Here is a 25,405-nt window from a genome sequence, read left to right as displayed (position 1 = left end):
TGTTTTAGCTATAATATAAGAATATATATTTAAAATAGGAACGTCTTTGAATTGGATTGATTTAGATAAACAACACGTTTGGCACCCTTATAATGCATTACCTTCAAAAAGTAGCTTGCTTGCTGTAAAAAAGACTGATAAAACATCAATATTTTTAGAAAATGGTGAAGAATTAATTGATGGAATGAGTTCTTGGTGGAGTTGTATTCATGGTTATAATCATCCTAAATTAACAAATGCATTAAAAGAACAAGCTGATATTATGCCTCATATTATGTTTGGTGGAATTGCTCATGAAAAAGCCTCTATACTTTGTGAAAAGTTAGCAAAGCTTAGTGGTTTAAATAGTGTATTTTTATGTGATTCAGGTTCGGTTTCTGTTGAAGTTGCATTAAAAACTACTATTCAATATCAAGAAGCAAAAGGCTTGAAGAAATTTAAGTTTATTGCTTTAGAACATGCTTATCATGGAGATACACTTGCAGCAATGAGTGTTTGTGATCCTAATAATTCAATGCATAGTATTTATGGTTCTTACTTACCAAAACATATTTTTACAAAAGCTCCAGAACTTGGTTTTAATGTAGATTGTTCTGCTTCAATAAAAGCACTAGAAGAAACTTTTATAAAACATGAAAAGGAAGTTGCAGGATTCATTTTAGAACCAATTGTACAAGGTGCAGGTGGTATGAGAATTTATAATCCATTATTCTTAAAAAAAGCTAGAGAATTATGTACTAAGTATGATATTTTATTAATAGCTGATGAAATTGCTACTGGATTTGGACATACTGGAAAAATGTTTGCTTGCCAATGGGCAGGTATAAAACCAGATATTATGACTGTTGGAAAAGGTTTAACTGGTGGTTATATGACAATGGCTGCTATGATTACTTCAAAAGAAGTATCAGACACTATTTCTAATTCAAACTTAGGTATTTTAATGCATGGACCAACTTTTATGGGAAATCCTTTAGCTTGTAGCGTTGCAATTGAGAGTTTAAATTTATTAGAAGATAATTCTTGGAAAAAAAATGTAGATAAAATTGAAGAAATTTTCACATATGAATTAGAGAAAGCAAAGCAATTAGAATTAGTAAAAGATATACGAAATATAGGTGCAATTGGAGTAATAGAATTAAAAGATGAATCTTATGCTCAAAGAATACAAGATTATTGTGTTAAAAATGGAGTTTGGATTAGGCCTTTTGGGAAACTTATATATTCAATTGTTTCATATAATATAAAAGAAGATGATTTAAGAAAAATAGTAAAAACAATGATTGATGCAATTAAAGAAATAAAGACAAAATAATGAAAAAAGAAAATTTAAAAAAATTATCAAATAACTTACCAAAAACTCCAGGTGTATTAGGACGAAAAAGATTTTTTAATTCAGCAGTTTTAATCCCACTTATTAAAATAAAAGGTGAGTATTATTTACTTTTTCAAAAAAGAGCAGCGCATATAAGACAAGGTGGTGATATTTGTTTTCCTGGTGGTGGTTTTGAACAAGAACTTGATAAAAATTTTGAAGATACAGCACTTAGAGAAACTTATGAAGAACTAGGGATAAAAGCAGAAGATATAAAAATTATAGGAAGACTTGACACATATGTAGCACCAATTGGTGCAGTAATTGAACCTTTTGTTGCAAAGATAAAAAAAAACGTACTAAAAACTATGGTAATTGATAAAAATGAGGTTGAAAAAACACTTCTAATTCCAGTTTCTTTTTTTAAAAATACCGATCCTGTTGAATATACATTAGCACATGAAATTCAGCCATATAAAATAAATGAAGAAGGGAAAAAAGAGATTCTTTTTCCTGCTGATGATTTAGGTTTACCTGATACTTATAAAAAACCTTGGGGAAATAAAAGACATAAAGTTTGGGTTTACAAATATGAAGATGAAATTATTTGGGGTATTACTTCTGTAATTATTAATGACTTATTAGAAAAATATTAAACCAAGATTGACTACACAGTAACTAAATATTCTTTGTATATACTTTGAAATATTAAATAACACAAGGATAAGTTATGATTAACAAAATCAACAATATTTCACAGAAGTTTTTAGAGAACTTCCAAAGTTTTTTTCTTCTACTAGCTAGACTTACTATTGCATATGGATTTTTAGATCCAGCATTAAATAAATGGAATGCAATTGAAGATACTGCGTCTTGGTATGAAAGTTTAGGAATTCCCTTTCCTTTATTAAATGTTTATATTTCAGCATCTGTTGAGTCTTTAGGTGTGGTTTTATTAGCACTAGGTTTATTAACTAGAGTTATTAGTTTACCTTTAATTGGAACAATGGTGGTGGCTATTTTAACAGTACATATTGGAAATGGGTTTAGTTCAGGTGATAATGGCTTTGAAATACCATTATATTTCTTACTACTTTTAGGAATTTTTGCTTCATTTGGTGCGGGAAAATTCTCACTTGATAATTATTTTTCAAAAAAATAATCTATTTTAGAGTTTAACTCTTATTAATAATGACAATTTTGATAAAATAGTCAAAATTAATTTAAAGGGTTAAACTTGAAACTTATATACACATTATTACTAACAACACTTATTTTTACAGGTTGTTCTCAAAGTAATTTAAATCAAACAACAAAATCTTCTAATGTATCTACTTGTAAAGCATTAACAGATGAGAAAGAAAAATTTAATTGTCATTTAGAAAAAGCAGAAGATGGTAATATAACTTCTCAATCATGGGTTGCATACTATTATAATGTTGGAAAAATAGTTCCAAAAAATAAAGAAAAAGCAGACTTTTGGTTTACAAAAGCAGCAATGCAAAATGACAAATATTCTCAAAGAGAATTAGGGCTTAATTATTTAGAAAAAAAAGATTATAAAAACTCTTTTTTATGGCTTGAAAAAGCTGCAAAGCAAGATGATAAAATTGCACTAAGAGAGCTAGGTTATTTTTATGATCGTGCTTATGGTGTAAAAAAAGATTACAAAAAAGCTTTTAATTTATTTGAAAGAGCTGCTTTTCAAGATGATGTTTTTGCTCAAAATGAAATTGGATATTATTATGAACAAGGTTGGGGTGTAGAAAAAGATTATAAAAAAGCAATGCACTGGTATAGAAAAACGGCAAGTAAAAATAATACTTATGGTTTAGAAAAAGTTGGTTATCTTTACGCTAAAGGTTATGGTGTTGCTAAAGATTATAAAGAATCGTACAAATGGTTTAAAAAATCTGCACTAAAAGGCAGTAAATATGCAATGTCATGGTTAGGATATCAATTTGAAATGGGCTATGGAGTTGAAAGAAACTATGAAAAAGCGAAGACTTTTTATGAAAAATCAGGAAGTGATTATTCAAAAAGTAGATTAGAATTAATGAGAAAAAAGAGATTAATAAAATAGATGAATAAAATATTAATTGAAAATAAAGAAATAATTCCATCAAAAGTTTTTTGTATTGGAAGAAATTATACTGAACATATTGCAGAGTTAAACAATGAAACACCAGATGAGATGGTTTTTTTTATTAAACCAAATTCAGCTATTAGTGATACTTTGGTTTTCCCAAAAGGAAATGAATCTTGCCACTATGAAGCAGAAATTTCTTTTGTAATAGAGCAAAATAAGATCACTGCTGTTGGTTTTGGTTTAGATTTAACACTAAGAGAAGTTCAATCAAAACTAAAAGGCAAAGGTTTACCGTGGGAGAGAGCTAAGTCATTTGATAAGGCAGCAGTTTTTTCAGAATTTAAAGCCTTTGAAGGTGATATTAATGAGCTTCAAGTTCAATTATTCATCAATGATGAATTAAAACAAGATGGTAATGTCTCTATGATGATAAATAAACCAAATGATATTATAAAAGAAGCAAATACTTTTTTAAGTTTTGAAGATGGAGATATTATAATGTCAGGAACACCAAAGGGTGTTGGAAAATTTGAAATTGGTGATAAATTTATTGGAAAGATATTATACAAAAATGAAGTATTAATTCAAAAAGAATTTATAGCTTCATAAAGGAAATAAAATGGAATTTAATAAATTAAGTGATGAAGAAATAAGAGTTATTGAAAAAAAAGGTACAGAAAGACCATTTTCTGGAAAATTTAACGATTTTTATGAAAAAGGTATTTTTACTTGTAGAAAATGTAATACTGCATTGTATAAATCAGATAGTAAATTTTCATCAGGTTGTGGTTGGCCAAGTTTTGATGATAATTTAGAAGGTGCAGTAAAAAGAGTACCTGATGCAGATGGAAGAAGAATAGAAATAGTATGTAATAATTGTGGTGGTCATTTAGGTCATGTTTTTGAAGGTGAAGGGTTAACTTCAAAAAATACAAGACACTGTGTAAACTCAGTTTCTATAGATTTTGAAAAAGAAAAATAATATATCAGATAATTTTAAATATTAAAGACACCAAAAGGTGTCTTAATTATTATAGTTATAAAAAATATTTTAAACTGTTCCTAAAATATAATAAATAGGTTTTTTATCTAATTGTTGAAGTTTTACATTGTATTTATCTGCCCAGTGTGAAACTTCATCATGAAACTCTTTTAAAATAGCATCCGCATCATTCTCATCACATTTAATTTTTAGATAGTCTGTTTTATTTGATAAACCAACATAAGCGTTCATCTTTTTTAAATGATCATTTAGTGAAAAAATATGTTTAGAAAATTTATCAAAATTATCTGTAGATGAAATCATCTTTTCTGCTTGTTGTACTGAAGAATCACTTTTTGAATAACCAAGTTGAGATAGTATTACCTCAGGTGATACATTTAATTGCATTTATATTCCTTTTAATTTTTATGTATATATTTTATCAAATTTTCTTAAAAAATAGTTGAAATTAACTCTTATAATTTATACAATCATATACACTTTTATATATATTAATGTTAAAATAATTATAAAAGATTTATTTAAAATATTAGGAGAATTATGGTTAAAAATTTGTTTCTTTTATTAACTCTTACATTTACTTTTTTATTCTCAAATGAATTATCATTAACAAAACTTGAAAAAGAATACCTATTAAATAAAAAGTCATTAAATCTTTGTGTTGATCCTAACTGGATGCCTTATGAAATGATTAAGGATACTAAGCATATTGGAATGACAGCTGATTATATTAAGATATTAGAAAAGAATATTAATATTGAAATAAAACTTGTTCAAAGTAAAACATGGAGTCAATCTTTAGAGTTAGGGAAAAAAAGGAAATGTGATATGTTCTCTTTAATAATGCCTACTAAATCACGTTTAAAATATTTAGATTTCACAAAAGCTTATTTCGATATTCCTTTAGTAATAAGTACCCAAATTCATGAATTATTTATAGATGATATTTCGCATTTAAAGGGTAAAAAGATTGGGATTGTAAAAGATTATGCTTACACAGAAATTATCAAAACAAAATATCCCTTTATTAATCTTGTATATGTAGAAAATGTAAAGGATGGATTAACAAAATTACAAAATAATGATTTTTTTGGTTTTATTGGAACTTTATATACAGTAGGATATCAGATTCAAAATGACTTTGTAGGTAAGCTTAAAATTGCAGGTAAATTTGATGAAAGATGGGAATTAGGAATTGCTACAAGAAATGATGAACCCTTATTAAAATCAATTTTAGATAAGGCAATTTTAACAGTTCCAAAAAAAGAAAAGCAGGAAATTTTTAATAAATGGCTTTCTATTGTATATGAAAAGAGTTATTTCTCCTCAATGCTAAGCATACTTGTGATTTCTTTCTTTATTATAATATTTGTACTGTTAATTAATAGAAAACTAAATTCAGAAATTAGAAAAAGAAAAGAAGCTAAGAAACTTTTAAACCTTACAATTTCAAGTGCAAAACTTGGAACTTGGAGTTGGAACCCAAAAACAAATAAAAATGAAACAAATGATATTTGGGCACAAATCATAGGATATAAAAAAGATGATATCAAAGATTTATCTGATTTTTTTACTTTAATACATAGTGAAGATATACCTTTAATAAATGAGGAATTTAAAAAACATGAAAATAGAGAAAAATCACAATATGAAGTAGAATTTAGAATGCTTTGTAAAGATGGTAATTATAAATGGATATATAGTAATGGCTCAATTGTAAAAAGAGATAAAGATGATAAACCTACATTAGTTGTAGGAATTCATCAAGATATAGATCAAAGAAAAAAATTAGAACAAGAAGTATTAAAACAAAAAGATTTATTTATTCAAAAATCAAGACAAGCTGCAATGGGTGAAATGTTAGAAAATATTGCACATCAATGGAGACAGCCTTTATCAGTTATCACAACAGTAGCAAGTGGATTAAAAATTTCAAATAATTTAAATATGACAAAAAAAGAAGATATAGATGATTCAATGGAACAGATTATCAAAAGTGGTATGTATTTATCTCAGACCATTGAAGACTTTAGAAACTTTTTAAATAAAGACAGAGTAAAAAGCAAAGTTAATATTAAAAAATTAATACATAGTGCAACATATTTTTTTAAATCACAAGTCCAAAATAAAAAAATTGATTTAGTATTAAATATTGATGATATTATCATTGAAGTTTATGAAAATGAATTACTTCAGTCTTTACTAAATATTATAAACAATGCTTTTGATGCATTAAATGAAAAAGATATTGAAAAGAAATGTATTATTATTGATGCTTATAAGGATGAAGAAAACTGTATTATTTGCATTAAAGATAATGCTTTTGGAATAGAAAAAGAAAACTTATTAAAAATATTTGAGCCTTATTTTACAACTAAGCACAAATCAGTTGGAACTGGTATTGGATTATATATGACTCATGAAATTATTACAAAACATTTATTTGGAAAAATTGAAGCTTCAAATGTAGATTTTAAATATTTAGGAAAAGATGTAAAAGGTGCTTGCTTTAAAATTACCTTAGCAAAAAAGATGAAAAAGAACTAAAATAAGTTCTTTTGAACACCAATTTTTTCTTCACCTAAAGCTTTTAATCTAAACGTGTATCTGTGCTCAGAGCATCTTCCAAACTCTTTAATTTTTTCTACGTGAGCTTTTGTACCATAGCCTTTGTGTTTATCAAAATCATAGTTTGGATATAAAGGTGCAATTTTTTTCATATATCTATCTCTAGACACTTTGGCTAAAATTGAAGCTGCACTAACTTCTTTTACTGTTGCATCGGCTTTTATTTTATGTTGTAAGGTATTTATTCCAAAAGATGTATTCCCATCCATTAAATATTCATCTGCTTTTACATTTTGCATGATTTCTTCAATTGCTGTTTTTAGACAATAACTTAAACCTTTTTCATCAATTTGCTTTGCGCTTTTAAAAACTATATGATAATCACTGTCTTCAATTATAAGTGGAAATAGTTCTTCTCTTTTTTTTTCACTTAATTTTTTTGAATCATTTAATTCTTTAATCTCTTTTTTAAGTCTTAATCCAGCAACAACTAAAGGCCCACTCAAAGGCCCACGACCAGCTTCATCAATACCACATAACATATATAATCCAATCTTTTTTCAAATAGTATATTATCTTTAATAAAAAGAGGCTTTATAATTTCTTTTTCAAATTACTTGACAAACATACACTCAAGGTGCTATAATTTTATTAGCAGTTAAACTAAAGGAGTGCTAATATGAATAAATTATTTGAAAAACTAACAAACCAACTAAGTGAAACAATAGATTCGTCTGTTGCATTAGCTTTACATAATAAAAATCAGGAAGTAGAAGTAATACATTTACTTTGGGCTTTATTAACAAATACAAACTCGGTATTAAACCAGTTATTAAATAAGATGAATATTGATAAAGCTGCAATTGAATTAGAAGCTAAATCATATGCAGGAAAATTACCAGCAGTTTCATCAGTAACAAAAGAGAATATAAAATTATCAAGAAACGTAGTTCAAAGTCTAGAAAAAGCAGAAGGACAAGCAGCAAAACAAGGAGATAAGTTTATTGCTATTGATACTTGGCTTATTTCAAATTTTGACTCAAAAGAGTTAAAAGAAGTATTAGGTAAATATATTAATCTAAGAGATGCTACAAAAGAACTAGAAGCTATGAGAGCTGGAAGTACAATTGATTCAGCAAGTAGCGATGATAATCTTGAAGCTTTAGGAAAATATGGAATTGATTTAAACAAAATGGCTATTGATGGGGAACTAGATCCAGTAATTGGTAGAGATGAGCAAATTAATAGAATGATGCAAATTCTAATAAGAAAAACAAAAAACAATCCAATACTTCTAGGAGAACCAGGAACTGGTAAAACTGCAATTGCCGAAGGCTTAGCTCAAAGAATTGTAAACAAAGATGTTCCAACTTCTTTACTTAATAAAAAAGTAATAAGCTTAGATATGAGTTCTCTAATAGCAGGTGCAAAATATAGAGGAGAATTTGAAGATAGATTAAAATCAGTAATTGATGAAGTAAAAAAAGCAGGAAATATAATACTGTTTATTGATGAAATTCATACAATCATAGGAGCTGGTGCAAGTGAAGGCTCTATGGATGCAGCAAATATTTTAAAACCTAGTCTTGCAAGGGGAGAATTACATACAATAGGTGCAACAACATTAAAAGAGTATAGAAAGTATTTTGAAAAAGATACAGCAATGCAAAGAAGGTTCCAGCCTGTAAATGTTGATGAACCAACAGTAAATGAAGCATTATCAATTCTTAGAGGAATAAAAGAAAAACTAGAAACGCATCATAATGTTACTATTAATGACTCAGCACTAATAAGTGCAGCAAAGTTATCAAATAGATATATAACAGATAGATTTCTACCTGATAAAGCAATTGATTTAATTGATGAAGCAGCAGCTGAACTTAAAATGCAAATTGAATCAGAACCAACGGTTCTTTCAACATTAAAAAGAGAAATTCAAACTATTAATGTAGAAAAAGAAGCTTTAAAAATGGAAAAAAGTAAAAAGAATGATGATAGATTAGAAGAAATTGAAAAAGAACTAGCTAACTTAACAGAAGAAAAACAAAACCTTGAAGCTAGATTTGAAAATGAAAAAGAGACTTTTAATGCTACAAGTGAATTAAAAGCAAAAATTGATGAACTAAAAACAAAAGCAGAGCGTGCAAAAAGAGAATCTAAATTTGAAGAAGCAGCATCTATTGAATATGGTGAAATCCCAGCATTAGAAACAAAAATAAAAGAAAATGAAGAAAAATGGAATAGAATGCAAAAAGAAGGAACACTTCTTCGAAATTCTGTAGATGAAGACGCAATTGCAGGAATAGTTTCAAGATGGACAGGAATTCCTGTTAATAAAATGATGGATTCAGAAAAACAAAAAGTATTACAAGTTGAGTCTGTGTTAAAAGAAGATGTAGTAGGGCAAGATGAAGCTTTAAAAGCTATATCTAGAGCTATTAAAAGAAATAAAGCAGGATTAAGTGATGATTCACGTCCTATTGGTTCTTTTATGTTCTTAGGACCAACAGGAGTTGGTAAAACAGAAGCTGCAAAAACTCTTGCTAAGTTTTTATTTGATGATCCAAAATCACTAATTAGATTTGATATGAGTGAGTATATGGAGAAACATGCAGTATCTAGACTTATAGGAGCTGCACCTGGATATGTTGGATATGATGAAGGTGGACAGTTAACTGAAGCAGTTAGAAGAAAACCATATTCTGTAATATTATTTGATGAAATTGAAAAAGCTCATCCTGATGTATTTAATATTTTATTACAAGTATTAGATGATGGAAGATTAACAGATAACAAAGGTGTTACAATAGATTTTAAAAATACTATTATAATTTTAACATCTAATATTGGTAGTGCTAAAATTATTGATATATCAGATAAAGAACAAAGAAGAAAAGAAGTATTAGATGATTTAAAAGCATACTTTAAACCAGAGTTTTTAAATAGACTTGATGATATTGTAATATTTGAGCAACTTGGACTTGAAGCAATTACAAATATTGTTGATATTATGTTTAATAGTATAAAAGAGAAATTAGAGCAAAAAGATATACATATTTCATTAAGCGAAAACGCAAAAGCTTATGTAGCCAAAGCTGGATATGATCCAGTATATGGGGCAAGACCATTAAAAAGAGCTATTTATGAAATAGTTGAAGATAAACTTGCAGATTTAATATTAGAAGATAAAATTTTTGAAGGTTCAAAAGTAGAGTTTGATGTAGTAAATGATGAGGTAATTGTTAATATTTCATAATATAAATTATCAAATGTCAAGATATAAGTATGACGATTATATGTTATACTTATATCAGAACTAATTACTAAGAAGACAAATGAAAATCAAAGAAAGAAGAATACTTAATCTTATTAAGTATATTCCTGTTTTATTAACGCTTATAATTTCAGGAGTTTTAACCTTTTACTTATATTTCCAAAATATTGAAAGATTCAAGCTTGAAGCTCAAAAATTGGAGAAAAAATATATAGAAATCAATAAAGATTTAATAAAATTCCAAGTACAAAAAATTAAACAAACTATCTTAGATGAAAAAGCCAATCAAAGAAAAAAACTAAAAAAAGAATTAAAATTACAAGTAGATAATGCTTATAATATTGCCTTATCAATATACAAAAATAATCAAGACAAAAAACAAAATGAAATTATCAAACTTATAAAAGATGCATTAAGAGATATTAGGTTTAATGAAGAACGAGGATATTTATTTATCTATTCAATGCTTGGAACAAATATATTACATCCAATTAAAACAAATCTAGAAAATAAAAATATGTGGAATTATAAAGACAAAAAAGGGACTTTTCTAATTCAAAGAATGAATGAAATTCTAAGTAAAAAGGATTCAACTTTTTATAAATGGTATTGGGCAAAAGATGAAAATCAAAGTGAAGAGCTAGAAAAAGTTGGTTACTTTAAATTTTTTGAACCTTTTAATTGGTTTATAGGAACTGGAGAATATATAAAAGACTTTGATATTGAATTAAAAAATAGTTTATCAAAAAAACTTAGTGAATATCATTATCGAAAAGAATCATATATCTTTGCACTAGACTATGATGGAAACTACATTAGTTATCATAATAAAAATGCAATTGGAAAAAATATAAAAGACCTTATGCTTGTTAGAAATCCTGAAAAAATGATGAAAGAGATGAAAAAAAAATCTGAAATTAAAGCTGGGTTTATGACATATACTCATAATGATAAACCAATTACAAAAGCAAAAAATAATAAAATAAGTTATGTAGATGGGATTAAAGATTGGAAGTGGATAATAGGAACAGGTTTTTATATGGATGATTTCTATAAAGAAATGGAAATAAAGAATAAGGAATTATTAAAAACAAATAATGAAGAATTAAAACAATTATTATATATTAGTTTTACTCTTACACTAATCTTATTATTAGTATTAATTTATATTTCAAAAATTCTTGAGTCTGAATTTATTAAATATACAAAAGAAATAGAACATCAAATAAAAAAGAATATTAAAACAGATAGAATTTTAGCCCATCAATCAAAAATGGCAGCAATGGGTGAAATGATTGGAAATATTGCTCACCAATGGAGACAACCACTATCCACAATATCTACAATTACAACAGGTATTAAAGTACAAAGAGAAAATGGAATATTAGATAAAGATTTTGAAAATGATGCAATGGATAAGATTAATAAACATGTTCAATATCTTTCTCAAACAATTGATGATTTTAGGAACTATTTTAAGACAACAAAAACAATTAATGAGTTTAAGTTTAGTGCTTTATTTCAAAAGTCTTTAAATTTAATTGAAACTAAATGTACAGAAAATGATATTTTTATTATAGAAGAAATAGATGACATAGTACTTAATACTTTAGAAAATGAGCTTTTACAAGTATTAATAAATATTTTAAACAATGCAATTGATGCTGTATCAAAAATTGATACAAAGAAATATATATTTATAAATTCAAAAGTTTTAGATAATAAGTTTATTATTGAAATAAAAGATAATGGAAATGGTCTTGACTTAAATAATACAAGTAAAATATTTGAGCCATATTTTACAACTAAAGAAAAATCGCAAGGTACTGGTATTGGATTGTTTATGAGTGAACAAATAATTTCTAATCATTTAGGTGGATATATTAATGTAAAAAATGTAAAATTTGAATATAATTCAAGTTCTTTTAAAGGTGCATTATTTCAAATAATTCTGCCAATAGAAAAAAAAGAGAAGGAAATAGAACAAAACTAAAGAAATCTTAAGCTTGGTTTAACTATAATCCCCAACTTAATTAGTGAATATAGAGGAATAACTAACATGAAAAGAACATATCAACCACATAACACTCCTAGAAAGAGAACGCATGGTTTTAGAATCAGAATGGCTACTAAAAATGGTAGAAAAGTTATTAAAGCAAGAAGAGCTAAAGGTAGAAAAAGATTAGCTGTTTAAGCAAAAGACATCGACTAAATAGCTCGAAAGATTTTAATAAACTATATAAAAGCGGCAAAAGATGGCATACGTCATCATTTGTCGCTTTTTTTGGTTCTAACGATACATTAAACGCTGCTTTTGTAACTTCAAAGAAGGTAGGAAACGCAGTATTAAGAAATAAAGCAAGACGTAGAATGAGAGCTTTATTTGCTACTTACGAAAATCAAATCAAATCCGGTAAATATATTTTTGTTGTTAAAAATACAATACACGATAAAAGCTTCTCACAGCTAAAAAAAGATTTTGATTTTGCATTTAAAAGACTTGAATTACTACAATGAAAACAATTTTTAAATACTTTATTAGGTTTTACCAGAGGTATTTGAGTGTGATTTCATTTGGATCGTGTAGATATTATCCAACTTGTTCGCAATATGCCCTATGGCAACTAGATAATAATACGTTTTTTAAGGCGATTTATTTTACAATATCACGCGTATTAAAATGTAATCAACTTTTTTCTGGTGGAATAGATTATCCAGTTATAAAGTTAAAAAAACTTCAAAATGTAAATTTTGAAAAAATCAAAATAGTTTATTGGTATGTTCCAACAAAAAACAATAAATATTTTGTAGTTAAAAACCGACAGTGGAAAAACAAGGATGAACAATATGAATCAAAATAACGGAATGCAAAAACGAATGCTTATAATGACAGTAGTCGTTTTTGTATTTTTTATAGCTTATGAGTTTTTAGTATTAAAACCACAGCAAGAAGCTAAAGCTGCTCAAGCTAAAGTAGAGCAAACAACACAAGAAAACAGTGCTCCAGATGTAAAAACGTCTACTACGCAAATGGTATCAACAGATGTAAATGGCAATCCAATTGATATGTCGAACCAAGTTGCAGCCTTATCTCCAAAAACAATTGCAAGTTCACAAATAGTTTCTGTTATTAAAACAGCAAAAAATATTATTGAAATTGATACTTTAGGTAGAGTTGCTCAAGTTACTTTAACTCAAGAAAAATATAAAGATGAAGATTTAAATCAAATCAAATTATTTGAAGTTAATCAATTAAGACCTTTAGAAGTTAGATTTGCAGATGCAAACTTAAATGCTGAAGCTTTCAAAGTTGCAACTGTTGCAAGTTCTGCTAATATTGATGCTACAAGTAATGTTCAAGAATTAGTATTAACTCAGACATTAAGTAATACAGTTTTAACTAAAAAGTTTACAATCTATCCTGATGGACACTATGATTTAAAAGTTTCTTCTACAAACAATCAGCAATTTTTTATTACAAATGGATATAGACCAAATGTTTTAGCTGATATGTATGCAGTTCATGGTTTTATCGCAAAATTAAATGATAGTACTTTAGAAACAATTGAAGATGGTGATTTAGATAAAAATAAAGATATTATTGGTGCAAAATTTATTTCTAGTTTTGATAGATATTATACAAGTTTAATTTATAATTTTGAAAAGTCATTAAGTGTTTCTTTAATGCCTGACTCAAATTCAGATGTTCAAGCTTTTGTTCATGGTGGAAGTAATATCTCTTTCTCAGGTTTCATGGGTCCTAAAAATCATAGAGATTTAGAAGCTTTAAATCCTGAATTAATTGATGTAATTGATTATGGTTGGTTTACATTTATTGCAAAACCTATGTTCTTATTACTTCAATTTATTCAAAGTTATGTTGGAAACTGGGGTTGGACAATTGTTATATTAACTATTTTAATTAAATTAGTACTTTATCCTTTATCATACAAAGGTATGGTATCTATGCAAAAATTAAAAGATTTAGCACCAAAAATGAAAGATATTCAAGCTAAATATAAAGATGATAAGCAAAAACAATCTATGCATATGATGGAATTATATAAAAAACATGGTGCAAACCCAATGGGTGGATGTTTACCATTAATTTTACAAATTCCTGTATTCTTCGCAATATATAGAGTTTTATTAAATGCTATTGAGTTAAAAGGTGCACCATGGATGCTATGGGTACATGATTTAGCTGAAATGGATCCATACTTTGTATTACCAATTTTAATGGGTGCTTCAATGTACTTACAACAAAAAATTACGCCAAATACAATGCAAGATGAAATGCAAAAGAAAATATTCCAAATGTTACCAATTATTTTCACATTCTTCTTCTTATGGTTCCCTGCAGGACTTACATTATACTGGTTCGTAAATAACGTGTTTACAATTTCACAACAGTATTACATTAATAAAATGTTTGAAAGAAAAAGAGCGGAAAAACAAAAAGCAGAATAATAGGGATTTACAATGAAAAAATTTGAAGCTAAATGTTTAGAAGAAGTTTACGAATTAGCAACAGCTGATTTTAAGTGTTCAATTACAGATTTAGAAATTGATGTAATTCAACAGCCAAGCAAGGGTTTCCTTGGGCTTGGTAAAAAAACTGCTATTATTCAAGTTTGTTATAAAGATAATTGTAATAAATATGAAAAAAAATCAGCATCACAAACATTTAGAAAAAAAGATGTAAAAATTGAAGATGTTTCTAAAAGAATTGAAGATTCAAATAAAAGTGATGAAATAGTAAAAAAAGCTAAAGAGTTAAAAGAAGAGCCTATTTTAAATGAAGTTCCAAAAGATACTTCAAAAGATAAAATTTTTGATAACTTTTACAATGAAGATGAAGCTTCAAATGAACTTTCTTCTTTAGTGGTAAAAAAAGATAAACAAGATATTATCAACGAAATAAAAGCTGGAATGGATTTACTTTTTTCAAATACTTGTTACAAAATCGATAATATTAAAGTAGATTTCTATGATGAAGAAACTTTATATGTTGAATTTACAGGTGATGATTCTGCTTTATTAATTGGAAAAGAAGGTTATAGATATAAAGCCTTATCTTATATTTTATTTAATTGGATAAATGAAAAGTATGGATTAATGCTAAGATTAGAAGTAGCAGAGTTTTTAAAAAATCAAGAAGCTTCAATCTATACTTATTTAGAACCTGTAATAGAAGTAATTAAAGAAAAAGGTACTTTTAAAACTAAACCTTTAGATGGTATTTTAGTTCATATTGCACTTAAAAAATTAAGAGATGAATTTCCAAATAAATATGTTGCTGTAAAAACAAATGTAAGAGGCGACAAATATGTACTTGTAAATGAGTATAGAAGCAAAGACCAATAAAGTGTTTGATGATAATACTATAGTTGCAATAGCAACAGCCAATGGAATTGGTTCAATCTCTATAGTTAGACTTTCAGGAGTAAATGCTCTTGAAATCGCTCTAAAAATTTCTAAAAAATCAAACTTTCAACCACGATTAGCAACACTTTCTTCTTTATATTCTAAAAAAGACGAAGTTATTGATGAAGCTTTAGTTCTATATTTTAAAGCACCATTTTCTTTTACAGGTGAAGATGTAATTGAATTTCAATGTCATGGTGGAGTTGCAATTGCAAATATGATTGTAAATGAAACTATTAATCATGGAGCTAGGTTTGCAAGCCCTGGTGAGTTTTCAAAAAGAGCTTTTTTAAATAATAAAATAGATTTATCAAAAGCTGAAGCAATTTCTAAAATTATTGAAGCTAGAAGCGTAGATGCAGTTAAATTATTAGCAAGACAATTAAAAGGTGAACTAACATCTTTTGTAAATGATATTAGAGAAGATTTACTATTTATGCTAGCTTATACAGAAGTTTCAATTGATTATGCTGAAGATGATTTACCATCAGATATTTTTGAGCAAATCAAAAATAAAATGGATAAAATTATTGTAAAACTATCAAATACTCTTGATGCTAGTAAAAGACGTGAGGGAATGATAGAAGGCTTTAAAGTGGCAATCATTGGAAAACCTAATGTTGGAAAGTCATCGCTACTTAACAAGCTTCTAAACTATGATAGAGCGATTATCTCAGATATTGCAGGAACTACACGGGATACTATTGAAGAGTCTGTAAAAATTGGTACTCATATAATTAAAATAGTTGATACTGCAGGAATTAGAGATGCAAGTGATGTTATTGAAAAAATAGGAATTGAAAAATCAATTGAAGCGATTAATGAAGCTGATATTGTAATTGCATTATTTGATAATAGTAAAACTTGTGATAGTGAAGATGAAAAAATTATAGATTTAATATCTTCAAATAAAGAAAAAGAGATCATAAAAGTTTTAAATAAATCTGATTTAGAAAATAGCTTTGATAAATCTTTAATAAGTGATTTTATTGAATTATCTACAAAACAAGATATAAATCCACTTATAAAAAATATTGAAACAATATTAGATTCAAATACACATAGTGATGAAATGACTCTTGTTTCAAAAAGACAAGTATCATCAGTTGAATTAACGCTATCTCATATAGAGCAATCTATTATGCCACTTGATAGTGGTGAGTTAGAATTCTTTGCTCATCATATAACAGAAGCTTTAGAAAATATATCAAATATTACAAGACCATATGAAAATGACCAAATGTTAGATGTAATGTTTGGAGAGTTTTGTTTAGGTAAATAGTTTTAAAGATTTGAGATAAAAGTAAATTTACTTTTATCTTTTGTTTTATTCTTCAGGATATATATAAGAAACCAATTTTGCATTTTCTTTTGATATATCAATCCATGAATTGCAATCAAACTCAATTTCCATAATTCCACCTATTTCAAATTTCTCTTTAAAATCTACAAGAGTAATTGCAAGCGCAGTTAAAGATGGGTTGTGTCCAATTAATATCATATTTTCAACTGTATCAAATGTGTATGATATTGTCTCAAGAAGTTCATTTACAAATGCCATATATAAAACTTCATTATACATTATTGATTTATCATAATTTAGCACTTCTGCAAATATTTCAGCTGTTTGCTTAGTTCTGTGTGCAGGACTTGATACAATTAAATCAGTAGTAACATTTTTATCTACAAACTTTTGAGCTATTTTTCTAGCTTCTTCAATACCTTTTTGACTTAATTCTCTATCATAATCATCTTGACCAGGTTTTTCATTAGCTTTATTAGTGTGTCTTACAATATATAGTTTTTTCATTTATTACTCTTTATTCTTATTAATTATGATTTTAAAAGAAAAATCCTTTTTTTATTATAAAATTATAACCTTATTGTATATAATCAATATCAATGTGTAATTTTTACAAGTTTTTATTAAAAAATATCAATATTATTTTATTATTTACAAATAATATTTTTATTGCTTTTAAATAGGGCTCTTAAAAATTAAATAATTATTATGTCATTAAACATATAAAATATCAATATTTTGAATTTTTCTTTTGTATTTTATAGAAAAAATTTATTTTATAGTTTAATATTTGTATAATAGAAAAAAATTAAGGTTAATTAAAGTGGGATATGATTTAAACAAAAAATTAGTAATTGCAATTTCTTCAAGAGCATTATTTAATTTAGAAGATGAAAATAAAATATTTGAAGAAAAAGGTTTAGATGATTATTATAAATATCAAATTGAAAATGAAGATAAACAAATAGATGAAGGTACAGGTTTTAGACTAGTAAAAAATCTATTAAAAATAAATGAAGATTTTCCTGATGATAAACAAGTTGAAGTTATTATCATGTCTAGAAATAATTCAGCAACTTCATTACGAATTACCAAATCAATAGAAAAATACAAACTAGATATTCAACGTTCAGCTTGGACAGGAGGAAACGATATTGCAAAATATTTAAAACCTTTTAAAGTAGATTTATTTTTATCAGCAAATGAACATGATGTTCAAAATGCAATTAATGAAGGAATAGCATCTGCTAGAATTTTACCATATGAAAATAAAAATAATGAATTTTCAAACCAAGTAAAAATTGCCTTTGATGGCGATGCAGTTTTATTTTCAGAAGAATCAGAAGTTATATATAAAACTCAAGGTTTAGAAGCCTTTTTAGAACATGAAAAAGCAAATGTATCAAATGCAATGCAAGATGGGCCTTTTGCTCAGCTATTAAGAGTAATATCAAATATTCAAGCTAAATATCAAGAAGAGCAAACACCAATTAGAACAGCACTAATAACTGCAAGAAATTCACCTGCACATGAAAGAGTAATTAGAACACTTTCACATTGGAATGTAAGACTTGATGAAGCATTTTTCCTAGGAGGAGTTGATAAATATGAAGTAGTAAAAGCTTTTGGTGCTGATATTTTCTTTGATGACCAAGATGTTCATTTAGAAAGTACTTCAAAACAAACACCAAGTGCAAAAGTTTTATATAAAGAAGAATCAATTTTAAATAGAATTTAGTTTAATATTTATTAACTATTTTTTTATATAATTACTAAAATTATGAAAGGAATATTATGGAACAAGCAAAAACAGTATTTTTATTAACTTCTTTAACAGTTTTATTTGTGTTTATTGGTTTTTCTTTTGGAGGAACAACTGGTATGTTAATCGCATTTTTAATAGCAGGTGGTATGAACTTTTATGCATATTATTATTCAGACCAACAAGTATTAAAGCATTATGATGCAACACCTCTTGAAGATAAAAGACATCCTGTTTATCAAATTACTCAAAAACTTGTACAAAAAGCTGGATTACCAATGCCAAAAGTATATTTAATTCCAGATCATACTCCAAATGCATTCGCAACTGGAAGAAATCATGAAAATGCAGCAGTTGCAGTTACAATGGGTTTATATGAAATGTTAAATGAAAAAGAGCTTGAAGGCGTAATAGCACATGAATTATCTCATATAAAGCATTATGATATTTTAGTGGGAACTATTGCGGCTGTTTTTGCAGGTGCAATAGCAATGATAGCAAATATGATGCAATTTGGTGCAATGTTTGGAAGTAATAGACAAAATTCAAATCCTATAATGATGATATTAATGGCACTATTATTACCTCTTGCAGCTTCAATTATTCAAATGACAGTAAGTCGTAGTCGTGAGTTTATGGCTGATGAGGGAGCTGCTAGAATGACAGGTGATGCAAGTGGCTTGCAATCTGCATTATCAAAATTAGAAAATTATGCTAGAAATGGTCATCAAGTTCATAATGCAACTGAACAAACAGCACATATGTTTATAATAAATCCATTTTCAGGTTTAAAGTCTACGTTTGGAGGATTGTTTAGAACTCATCCTACAACTGAAGATAGAATTGCAAGACTTGAAGAATTAAAAAGTGAACTTTAAAAAATAAGTAAATTTAAAAGAGTAAAAGTTTACTCTTTTATTTTGAGTAAACTTTTTTTACATTTTCTATTTTAGATGACATATTAAGTAATGCCATATCAGCTAATACTAAAGCCATCATAGACTCAGCAACAACAGAACCACGAACTGCAACACAAGGATCGTGTCTTCCTTTTAGTTCGCAATCAACTTCATCGTTATGAATATCAACTGTTTCTTGTTTAATAAAAATAGATGGAGTTGATTTAAAATAAACTTTCACATTAATATCATCGCCATTTGAAATTCCACCAAGAATTCCACCACTATGATTTGTTTTAAAGCCATCTTTTCTTATTTGGTCATTATTATCATAACCTTTAACTTTTGAGCTTAGTGTTCCATCTCCAATTTCAACAGCTTTTACTGCGTTTATACTCATCATCGCATTTGCAATTTGTGAATCAAGTTTAAAATATAATGGTTCACCTAAACCTATTGGAGCATTTTTAACATTTACAAGAGCAACACCACCAACAGAGTTATGCTTATTTTTTGCAGCTAGTATTGCATCTTTTTGTGCTTGCTCAACATTTTTATCTAGGGCAAATATTTCAGAGTCACTTACACTTGAAAAGTCATATTCACTAGCTTCAACTCCATCAATTGCACAAATACCACTTTGAACTTCAATCTCAAGCTCTTTTAGCATTAATTTTGCAATTGCTCCAGCTGCTACTCTAGCAGCAGTTTCTCTAGCACTTGAACGTCCACCACCTCTATAATCTCTTGTTCCATATTTATTAAAGTAAGTAAAATCTGCATGACCTGGTCTAAATAGATCTTTTACATTAGTATAGTCTTTAGATTTTTGGTTTTCATTAAAAATTACCATTGAAATTGAAGTACCTGTTGTAATTCCTTCAAATACACCTGAAAGTATTTCTACTTTATCGCCTTCTTTTCTAGCAGTTGCGTATTTGTTTTTTCCAGGTTTTCTTCTATCCATTTCATTTTGAATAAACTCTTCATCAATTTTTATTCCAGCAGGAACTCCATCTACAATACATCCAAGAGCTTTTCCATGACTTTCACCAAAAGTTGAAAATCTAAATCTATGTCCAAATGTATTCATTATTCGCTACCTTTTAAAATATCAATTGCAATTTTTGCAACTGCTTGTTGAGCTAATTTTTTACTTTTACCTTTTGCTTTTCCATAAGTTTTATCATCAATCCAAATTGATACTTCAAACTCTTTTTTATGGTCAGGACCAAATGAAGCTTCAATTTTATACTCAGGAATTGAACCAAATCTAGCTTGTGTAATTTCTTGAAGAGCAGTTTTATAATCAGAGAATAAAACATCTAGATTAATTTTGTCATATGATTCATCTAGAAGTTTTAGAATAATTGGCTTTAAAGCCTCTAATCCTGATTCTAAATAAATAGCACCCATTATTGCTTCAAAAGCATCTGAAAGAATAGAAGCTTTTGTTCTTCCTTTGTTTCTCTCTTCTGCACTTGATATAAAAATAAAATCACCTAATTTAATATCATTTGCTAATCTAGTAAAGCCAGTTTCATTTACTAATGATGCTCTTATCTTTGATAGTTCACCTTCATTAGATTTTGGAAATTTTAAAAATAAAAATTCTCCTACTATTAGGTTTAAAACTGCATCTCCTAAAAATTCTAATCTTTCATTATTATATGGTTTTTTAAAACTTTTATGTGTAAGTGCTTCGATTATCAGGTTTTTATCTTTAAACTGATAATCCAAACACTTTTCTAACTTTGAATAATCACTCATTATCTTACTTTCCTTAAAATTTTTACATTAATATAATTATTTATAATTAATGCACGAGATTATATCACATCTTTTATTATTGTAAAGATTGTGTAGCTTGGTCTAAAGATTTACTTAGTGTATGACTAACATTAAATGTTAATATACTATGACAATGTGGACATCTATTGTCATAAATTGGATGTGAATGTTTACAAGATGAACAAATAAATTCAAAATCTAAAGTTGCATTTACCTCTTTTGAATATTTATGAAGTAATATTAAAATATTAAAAACAAAGTCTTCACTATGTTTTAAATTATCTAAGTAGCCTTTTGCATTATATAATTCAAGCAAAAATTCATTTGAAGCAACTTTCTCAAAATGAATATCGTCAAAATTTAAATACCACATTAAATCAATAAACGATTTGGCATCGAATTTTTCTACATTTTCCCAAAAAAAGTCTTTATTAAATTGTAATAAAAACTGTACAAACAATCTTTGAATACTTTTATCTTTTTTATAAATCTCATTTAGAAGTTGGGTTCTTTTCTCATAAGAATAAATTGGATCGTTTAATATAATAAGTGCATCTAGATAAGTTTGATCTTTGCTAACGTTTTTATTTAATTCTTCTAGACAAGTTGTTATTTCTTTAGCTTTTTTAAAGTCTTTAAGTTTTTCATGAATTATCAATAAATATGTTAAAGCTTGTTTGTTTCTAGGTGAGAATTTAAGTATTCTCATAAATACATCTTTTGATCTTTGTAAAAAACCACCTTTAAAATAAGTAGTTCCTAAAAGTTCTAATAACTCTTCTTTTTTTACTCTATCACTTACATGTTCAAGTAGTGTTAAGTATACATTTATTGCTTTATTATAATCACCTTTATGTAAAAAAGATGAGGCTAATAAAAGTATTGAATCAAAAGGTAGATTATATGTTTTATATAAATGAACATAGTCGTCTTCTTTTAGTTTCCCAAGTTCAAACCTACGTGATAATTTTCTATAATCTTTTCGTGCAAGTCTTTCTCTATATATTCCATAAGAATAAGCGATAAAAGATATCACAAATACAAGTGCTACAAGTATTATAATACTAAACAACGGGTCTCTATACTCTAAAACTATATTATCCACTTTTGGCCTTGTTTATATCTTGAAATAGACAATAATATTATCATAAAAGTTCATATAAAAAAATAAAGTGCTATAATCGCAAATGATTAAAAAAGAGTCGATTGAAAATTTAAAAAACAACCTTGATATTGTTGATGTAATTTCACAGTTTTTAGAAGTTAAAAAATCAGGTGCTAACTTTAAAGCTTGTTGTCCTTTTCATGGAGAATCAACTCCTTCTTTTGTAGTAAGTCCTGCAAAACAAATATATCATTGTTTTGGGTGTTTAGCTCCAACTGAAGAAATTAGAACAAAAGATGGTATAAAAGAAATTCAAGATATTCAAATTGGAGATTATGTATTTGCTTCTAATGGAAAAGAAACAAAAGTAATTGAAACCTTATCTCATAAACCTCAATATGGAATGTTGAAATTTAAAACTGATTTGTTTGATGAATGGTCATATTTTACTCAAAATCATGATATGGTCGTTTTAACTCAAGATGATGTAAAAAAGAATTTGCCTTATATTCGAGTTGAAAAAAATAGACCTCTTAAATTTTATGGAAATATAAAAAGAAGAAAACATAAAAAAGAAATTAATATCAAGACTCAAGTCTTATTTGCAAAAGAAGTTAAAAAAGGAGATTATTTCTTATATCCAATTGATAGGGAAGTAATTACAAACAAAACTTTTGATTTCTCTGAATTTTGGGAAAAGAATAAATTGGGTCCTTCTGTAGATATTATAAAAAAAGTAAAAATCACAAAGGATTTAATGTGGTTATTTGGTATGTACATAGCAGAAGGAAGTACATATCGAGGGGGAATTAAATTTTCATTACATTCTAAAGAAATTAATTATGCTGAGAAAATAATTGAAACATTAAAGAAATCTTTTAAAAAAGAAGCCTCTTTATTTTATCCAAAAAATAGAAAAAATTCTTTAGAAGTTACTTGCTCAAGTACTAATTTAGAATATATTTTTAAAAAGCTTTTTGCAAGTGGTGCTCAAAATAAAGAGTATCCATATTATTTTAACTACTTAAAAAAATCATTTAAGAGTTCACTTTTTGAAGGATTGATGGATGGAGATGGTTGTTATTCTAGAAGAACTTATAAAACAATAAGTAAAAAATTATCTTATCTTTTATTTGATTTAGCAATAAGTTTAGAACTTATTCCTTCTATTTATAAAGAAAAAAAATACAAAGATAAAAAAAATGTTAATCATAAGAAATCTTATACAATTCTTTTTCATAAAAGAGAGTCCTTAAAAGCTTTTTTTGAGAATATTAATGATGTTAAGTATCTTTTTATGAGAGTAAAAAGTATTAAAGAATCAGAAGATGAAGAATTGGTATATGATATTACTGTAGAAGATAAAAGTCATACTTTTTTAACAAAAAATTTCATTGTAGGTAATTGTGGAGTTGGTGGTGATTCTATAAAATTTATGATGGAATATGAAAAACTTTCATATCCAGAAGCTATTGAAAAACTAGCATCTATGAATAATGTTACTTTAGAATACGATAATGTAAATACTAAAAAACAAGATATAAGAATATTAGAAGATGTTAATAAATTTTATCAAAGACTTTATGTAAATAATAATACTACAAAAGAGTATATTGCAAGTAGGGGAATTTCAGAATTTTCAGTTGAAAAATTTGAAATTGGTTATGCACCAAGTTCAGGTGATACAATTAATTTTCTAAAATCAAATCACTATAACTTAAGTGATGCAATAGATTTAGGTGTAATTGATACAGGAACTAATGGTTTATACTCGAGGTTTATTGAAAGAATTACTTTTCCAATTTATGGAATAAATGGGAAAATGGTTGGTTTTGGTGGACGAACAATTACAGGACATAATGCAAAATATGTAAACTCACCGCAAACAAAAGTATTTAATAAATCAAGACTACTATATGGATATCATTTAGCAAAAGAGCATATTTATAAAAAAAATCAATTAATTGTTTGTGAGGGTTATTTAGATGTAATAATGCTACATCAAGCAGGATTTAATACAGCAGTTGCAACATTAGGAACTGCACTTACAAAAGATCACTTGCCACTTATAAGAAGAGGTGAACCTAAGATTATTTTAGCCTATGATGGAGATAAAGCAGGTCTTGCTGCTGCTTTTAAAGCTTCTGTTATGTTATCTCAGAGTGAATTTGAAGGTGGAGTTGTTATTTTTGGTGAAGGCATTGATCCTGCTGATATGGTAAAAGATGGAAAAACTGAAGAGCTAAATAAGATATTCGCAAGTCCAATGTCTTTTATTCCTTATGCAATTGATTATATTATTTCAAAATATGAAATAAATAACCCAGCCCAAAAACAAAAAGCATTAATTGAAGCAAATGATTATTTAAAATCTTTAGGAGTAATTTATCAAGATGAATATAAAAGATATATTGCTCAAAAATTAAATATACGTGAAAACTTAGTAAAAGTAAGTGCTGATATACAAAAAAGACCAGAAGAATCTAATTTATCAAAAATAGATATAGCTGAACTATGTATAATCAAATCAATTTTAGAAAAGCCTTCAAGATTAGATTCAGTTTTAGACATAGTTGACTCATCTATGTTTGAAGCACACAAATATGAATTTGAACTATTATTAAATGATATTACAAATATTTCATTAAATTCAATTACTTTAAATGAGAAACTAGAAAATTATGATGATGAGAGATTAAATAAAGAGTTATTAACTTTACTTTATAAATTTTATACAAATAAATTAACATCAACAAAATTTAATGACAAGCTGTCTTTAAAAGAGAAAAGTTTAAATCTTAGAAAAATACAAGATGCCTTAAGACAGTTAAAAAGCGGAAAACTAGTTAGCTATAATTTATAATTGGAA

General features: G+C 26.8%; 24 protein-coding genes. 18 read left to right on the top strand and 6 right to left on the bottom strand.

Annotation, left to right across the window (positions count from 1 at the left end):
- The first annotated feature begins 46 nt into the window (after nt 1-46).
- From bioA to LPB137_RS10705, 6 genes are all read left to right on the top strand, one after another.
- Entirely contained in the window at nt 47-1,315 is a 1,269-nt protein-coding gene (gene bioA, locus LPB137_RS10730) for an adenosylmethionine--8-amino-7-oxononanoate transaminase (protein WP_076087885.1), read from the top strand.
- Nucleotides 1,315-1,971: an NUDIX hydrolase gene (locus tag LPB137_RS10725; RefSeq protein WP_076087882.1), complete on the top strand. Its 657-nt coding sequence runs from the start codon at nt 1,315-1,317 to the stop codon at nt 1,969-1,971. Before bioA ends, LPB137_RS10725 begins: the two co-directional genes overlap by 1 nt.
- 74 nt (nt 1,972-2,045) lie before the next feature.
- Complete coding sequence (locus LPB137_RS10720; protein WP_076087880.1) at nt 2,046-2,477, top strand: HvfX family Cu-binding RiPP maturation protein; 432 nt, start codon at nt 2,046-2,048, stop codon at nt 2,475-2,477.
- Nucleotides 2,478-2,552: 75 nt separating this feature from the next.
- The gene (locus LPB137_RS10715) at nt 2,553-3,398 is read left to right on the top strand and encodes a tetratricopeptide repeat protein (RefSeq protein ID WP_076087878.1); all 846 of its coding nucleotides are present in this window, start codon (nt 2,553-2,555) and stop codon (nt 3,396-3,398) included.
- Nucleotides 3,399-4,013: a fumarylacetoacetate hydrolase family protein gene (locus LPB137_RS10710; protein ID WP_076087874.1), complete on the top strand. Its 615-nt coding sequence runs from the start codon at nt 3,399-3,401 to the stop codon at nt 4,011-4,013.
- A 10-nt stretch (nt 4,014-4,023) separates the two neighbouring features.
- Nucleotides 4,024-4,386: a methionine-R-sulfoxide reductase gene (locus LPB137_RS10705; RefSeq protein WP_076087872.1), complete on the top strand. Its 363-nt coding sequence runs from the start codon at nt 4,024-4,026 to the stop codon at nt 4,384-4,386.
- A 69-nt stretch (nt 4,387-4,455) separates the two neighbouring features.
- On the opposite strand, the gene LPB137_RS10700 is transcribed toward LPB137_RS10705, so the two are convergent.
- Nucleotides 4,456-4,794, bottom strand: coding sequence for a hypothetical protein (locus LPB137_RS10700; protein WP_076087870.1), 339 nt, complete (start codon nt 4,792-4,794; stop codon nt 4,456-4,458).
- Nucleotides 4,795-4,947: 153 nt separating this feature from the next.
- Between LPB137_RS10700 and LPB137_RS10695 the strand changes: the two genes are divergently transcribed.
- Complete coding sequence (locus LPB137_RS10695) at nt 4,948-6,954, top strand: PAS domain-containing protein (protein ID WP_076087866.1); 2,007 nt, start codon at nt 4,948-4,950, stop codon at nt 6,952-6,954.
- Here LPB137_RS10695 and LPB137_RS10690 read toward each other — a convergent pair.
- Nucleotides 6,951-7,517, bottom strand: coding sequence for a ribonuclease HII (locus LPB137_RS10690; protein WP_076087864.1), 567 nt, complete (start codon nt 7,515-7,517; stop codon nt 6,951-6,953). The two genes, LPB137_RS10695 and LPB137_RS10690, sit on opposite strands and share 4 nt — an antisense overlap.
- A 137-nt stretch (nt 7,518-7,654) precedes the next feature.
- On the opposite strand from LPB137_RS10690, the gene LPB137_RS10685 reads away from it, so the two are divergent.
- From LPB137_RS10685 to mnmE, 8 genes are all read left to right on the top strand, one after another.
- Nucleotides 7,655-10,231 (top strand): ATP-dependent Clp protease ATP-binding subunit, encoded by a 2,577-nt coding sequence (locus tag LPB137_RS10685; RefSeq protein ID WP_076087862.1) that lies wholly within the window; start codon nt 7,655-7,657, stop codon nt 10,229-10,231.
- Nucleotides 10,232-10,310: 79 nt separating this feature from the next.
- Nucleotides 10,311-12,242 (top strand): sensor histidine kinase, encoded by a 1,932-nt coding sequence (locus tag LPB137_RS10680; protein WP_076087860.1) that lies wholly within the window; start codon nt 10,311-10,313, stop codon nt 12,240-12,242.
- Nucleotides 12,243-12,308: 66 nt separating this feature from the next.
- A complete protein-coding gene (gene rpmH, locus LPB137_RS10675) occupies nt 12,309-12,443 on the top strand; it encodes a 50S ribosomal protein L34 (RefSeq protein ID WP_076087857.1) in 135 nt (44 codons plus the stop codon).
- Entirely contained in the window at nt 12,431-12,766 is a 336-nt protein-coding gene (gene rnpA, locus LPB137_RS10670; RefSeq protein WP_076087855.1) for a ribonuclease P protein component, read from the top strand. Before rpmH ends, rnpA begins: the two co-directional genes overlap by 13 nt.
- Nucleotides 12,763-13,110 (top strand): membrane protein insertion efficiency factor YidD, encoded by a 348-nt coding sequence (gene yidD / locus LPB137_RS10665; protein WP_076087853.1) that lies wholly within the window; start codon nt 12,763-12,765, stop codon nt 13,108-13,110. The genes rnpA and yidD overlap by 4 nt, the downstream gene beginning before the upstream one ends.
- Nucleotides 13,088-14,719 carry a membrane protein insertase YidC gene (yidC, locus tag LPB137_RS10660; protein WP_076087851.1) on the top strand — a complete coding sequence of 544 codons (1,632 nt, stop codon included), beginning with the start codon at nt 13,088-13,090 and terminating at the stop codon, nt 14,717-14,719. The genes yidD and yidC overlap by 23 nt, the downstream gene beginning before the upstream one ends.
- A 12-nt stretch (nt 14,720-14,731) precedes the next feature.
- On the top strand, nt 14,732-15,616 hold the full coding sequence (locus tag LPB137_RS10655) for a Jag N-terminal domain-containing protein (RefSeq protein ID WP_076087849.1): 885 nt from the start codon (nt 14,732-14,734) through the stop codon (nt 15,614-15,616).
- A gap of 1 nt (nt 15,617) precedes the next feature.
- Nucleotides 15,618-16,958, top strand: a complete 1,341-nt coding sequence (gene mnmE / locus LPB137_RS10650; protein ID WP_076087847.1) for a tRNA uridine-5-carboxymethylaminomethyl(34) synthesis GTPase MnmE — start codon at nt 15,618-15,620, stop codon at nt 16,956-16,958.
- 45 nt (nt 16,959-17,003) lie between these two features.
- Here mnmE and LPB137_RS10645 read toward each other — a convergent pair whose 3' ends face one another.
- Complete coding sequence (locus LPB137_RS10645) at nt 17,004-17,486, bottom strand: SixA phosphatase family protein (RefSeq protein ID WP_076087845.1); 483 nt, start codon at nt 17,484-17,486, stop codon at nt 17,004-17,006.
- 316 nt (nt 17,487-17,802) lie between these two features.
- Here LPB137_RS10645 and LPB137_RS10640 point away from each other — a divergent pair, with 316 nt between their 5' ends.
- Entirely contained in the window at nt 17,803-18,717 is a 915-nt protein-coding gene (locus tag LPB137_RS10640; RefSeq protein WP_076087842.1) for a 5'-nucleotidase, read from the top strand.
- Nucleotides 18,718-18,773: 56 nt separating this feature from the next.
- Nucleotides 18,774-19,619 (top strand): zinc metalloprotease HtpX, encoded by an 846-nt coding sequence (gene htpX, locus LPB137_RS10635; RefSeq protein WP_076087840.1) that lies wholly within the window; start codon nt 18,774-18,776, stop codon nt 19,617-19,619.
- Between the two features lie 37 nt (nt 19,620-19,656).
- On the opposite strand, the gene aroC is transcribed toward htpX, so the two are convergent.
- The 3 genes from aroC to LPB137_RS10620 all read right to left on the bottom strand — a co-directional run bounded on the left by aroC (nt 19,657) and on the right by LPB137_RS10620 (nt 22,536).
- The gene (aroC, locus tag LPB137_RS10630; protein WP_076087838.1) at nt 19,657-20,733 is read right to left on the bottom strand and encodes a chorismate synthase; all 1,077 of its coding nucleotides are present in this window, start codon (nt 20,731-20,733) and stop codon (nt 19,657-19,659) included.
- Entirely contained in the window at nt 20,733-21,410 is a 678-nt protein-coding gene (gene rnc / locus LPB137_RS10625; RefSeq protein ID WP_076087836.1) for a ribonuclease III, read from the bottom strand. Before rnc ends, aroC begins: the two co-directional genes overlap by 1 nt.
- Nucleotides 21,411-21,486: 76 nt before the next feature.
- Nucleotides 21,487-22,536 carry a tetratricopeptide repeat protein gene (locus tag LPB137_RS10620; protein ID WP_076087834.1) on the bottom strand — a complete coding sequence of 350 codons (1,050 nt, stop codon included), beginning with the start codon at nt 22,534-22,536 and terminating at the stop codon, nt 21,487-21,489.
- Between the two features lie 82 nt (nt 22,537-22,618).
- Here LPB137_RS10620 and dnaG point away from each other — a divergent pair, with 82 nt between their 5' ends.
- A complete protein-coding gene (gene dnaG / locus LPB137_RS14775) occupies nt 22,619-25,399 on the top strand; it encodes a DNA primase (protein WP_083657243.1) in 2,781 nt (926 codons plus the stop codon).
- The last annotated feature ends 6 nt before the right edge of the window (nt 25,400-25,405 follow it).

It is taken from the genome of Poseidonibacter parvus, assembly GCF_001956695.1.
In the GTDB taxonomy this organism is placed as follows: Bacteria; Campylobacterota; Campylobacteria; order Campylobacterales; family Arcobacteraceae; genus Poseidonibacter; species Poseidonibacter parvus.
This window is presented reverse-complemented; position numbering and strand designations above follow the sequence as displayed.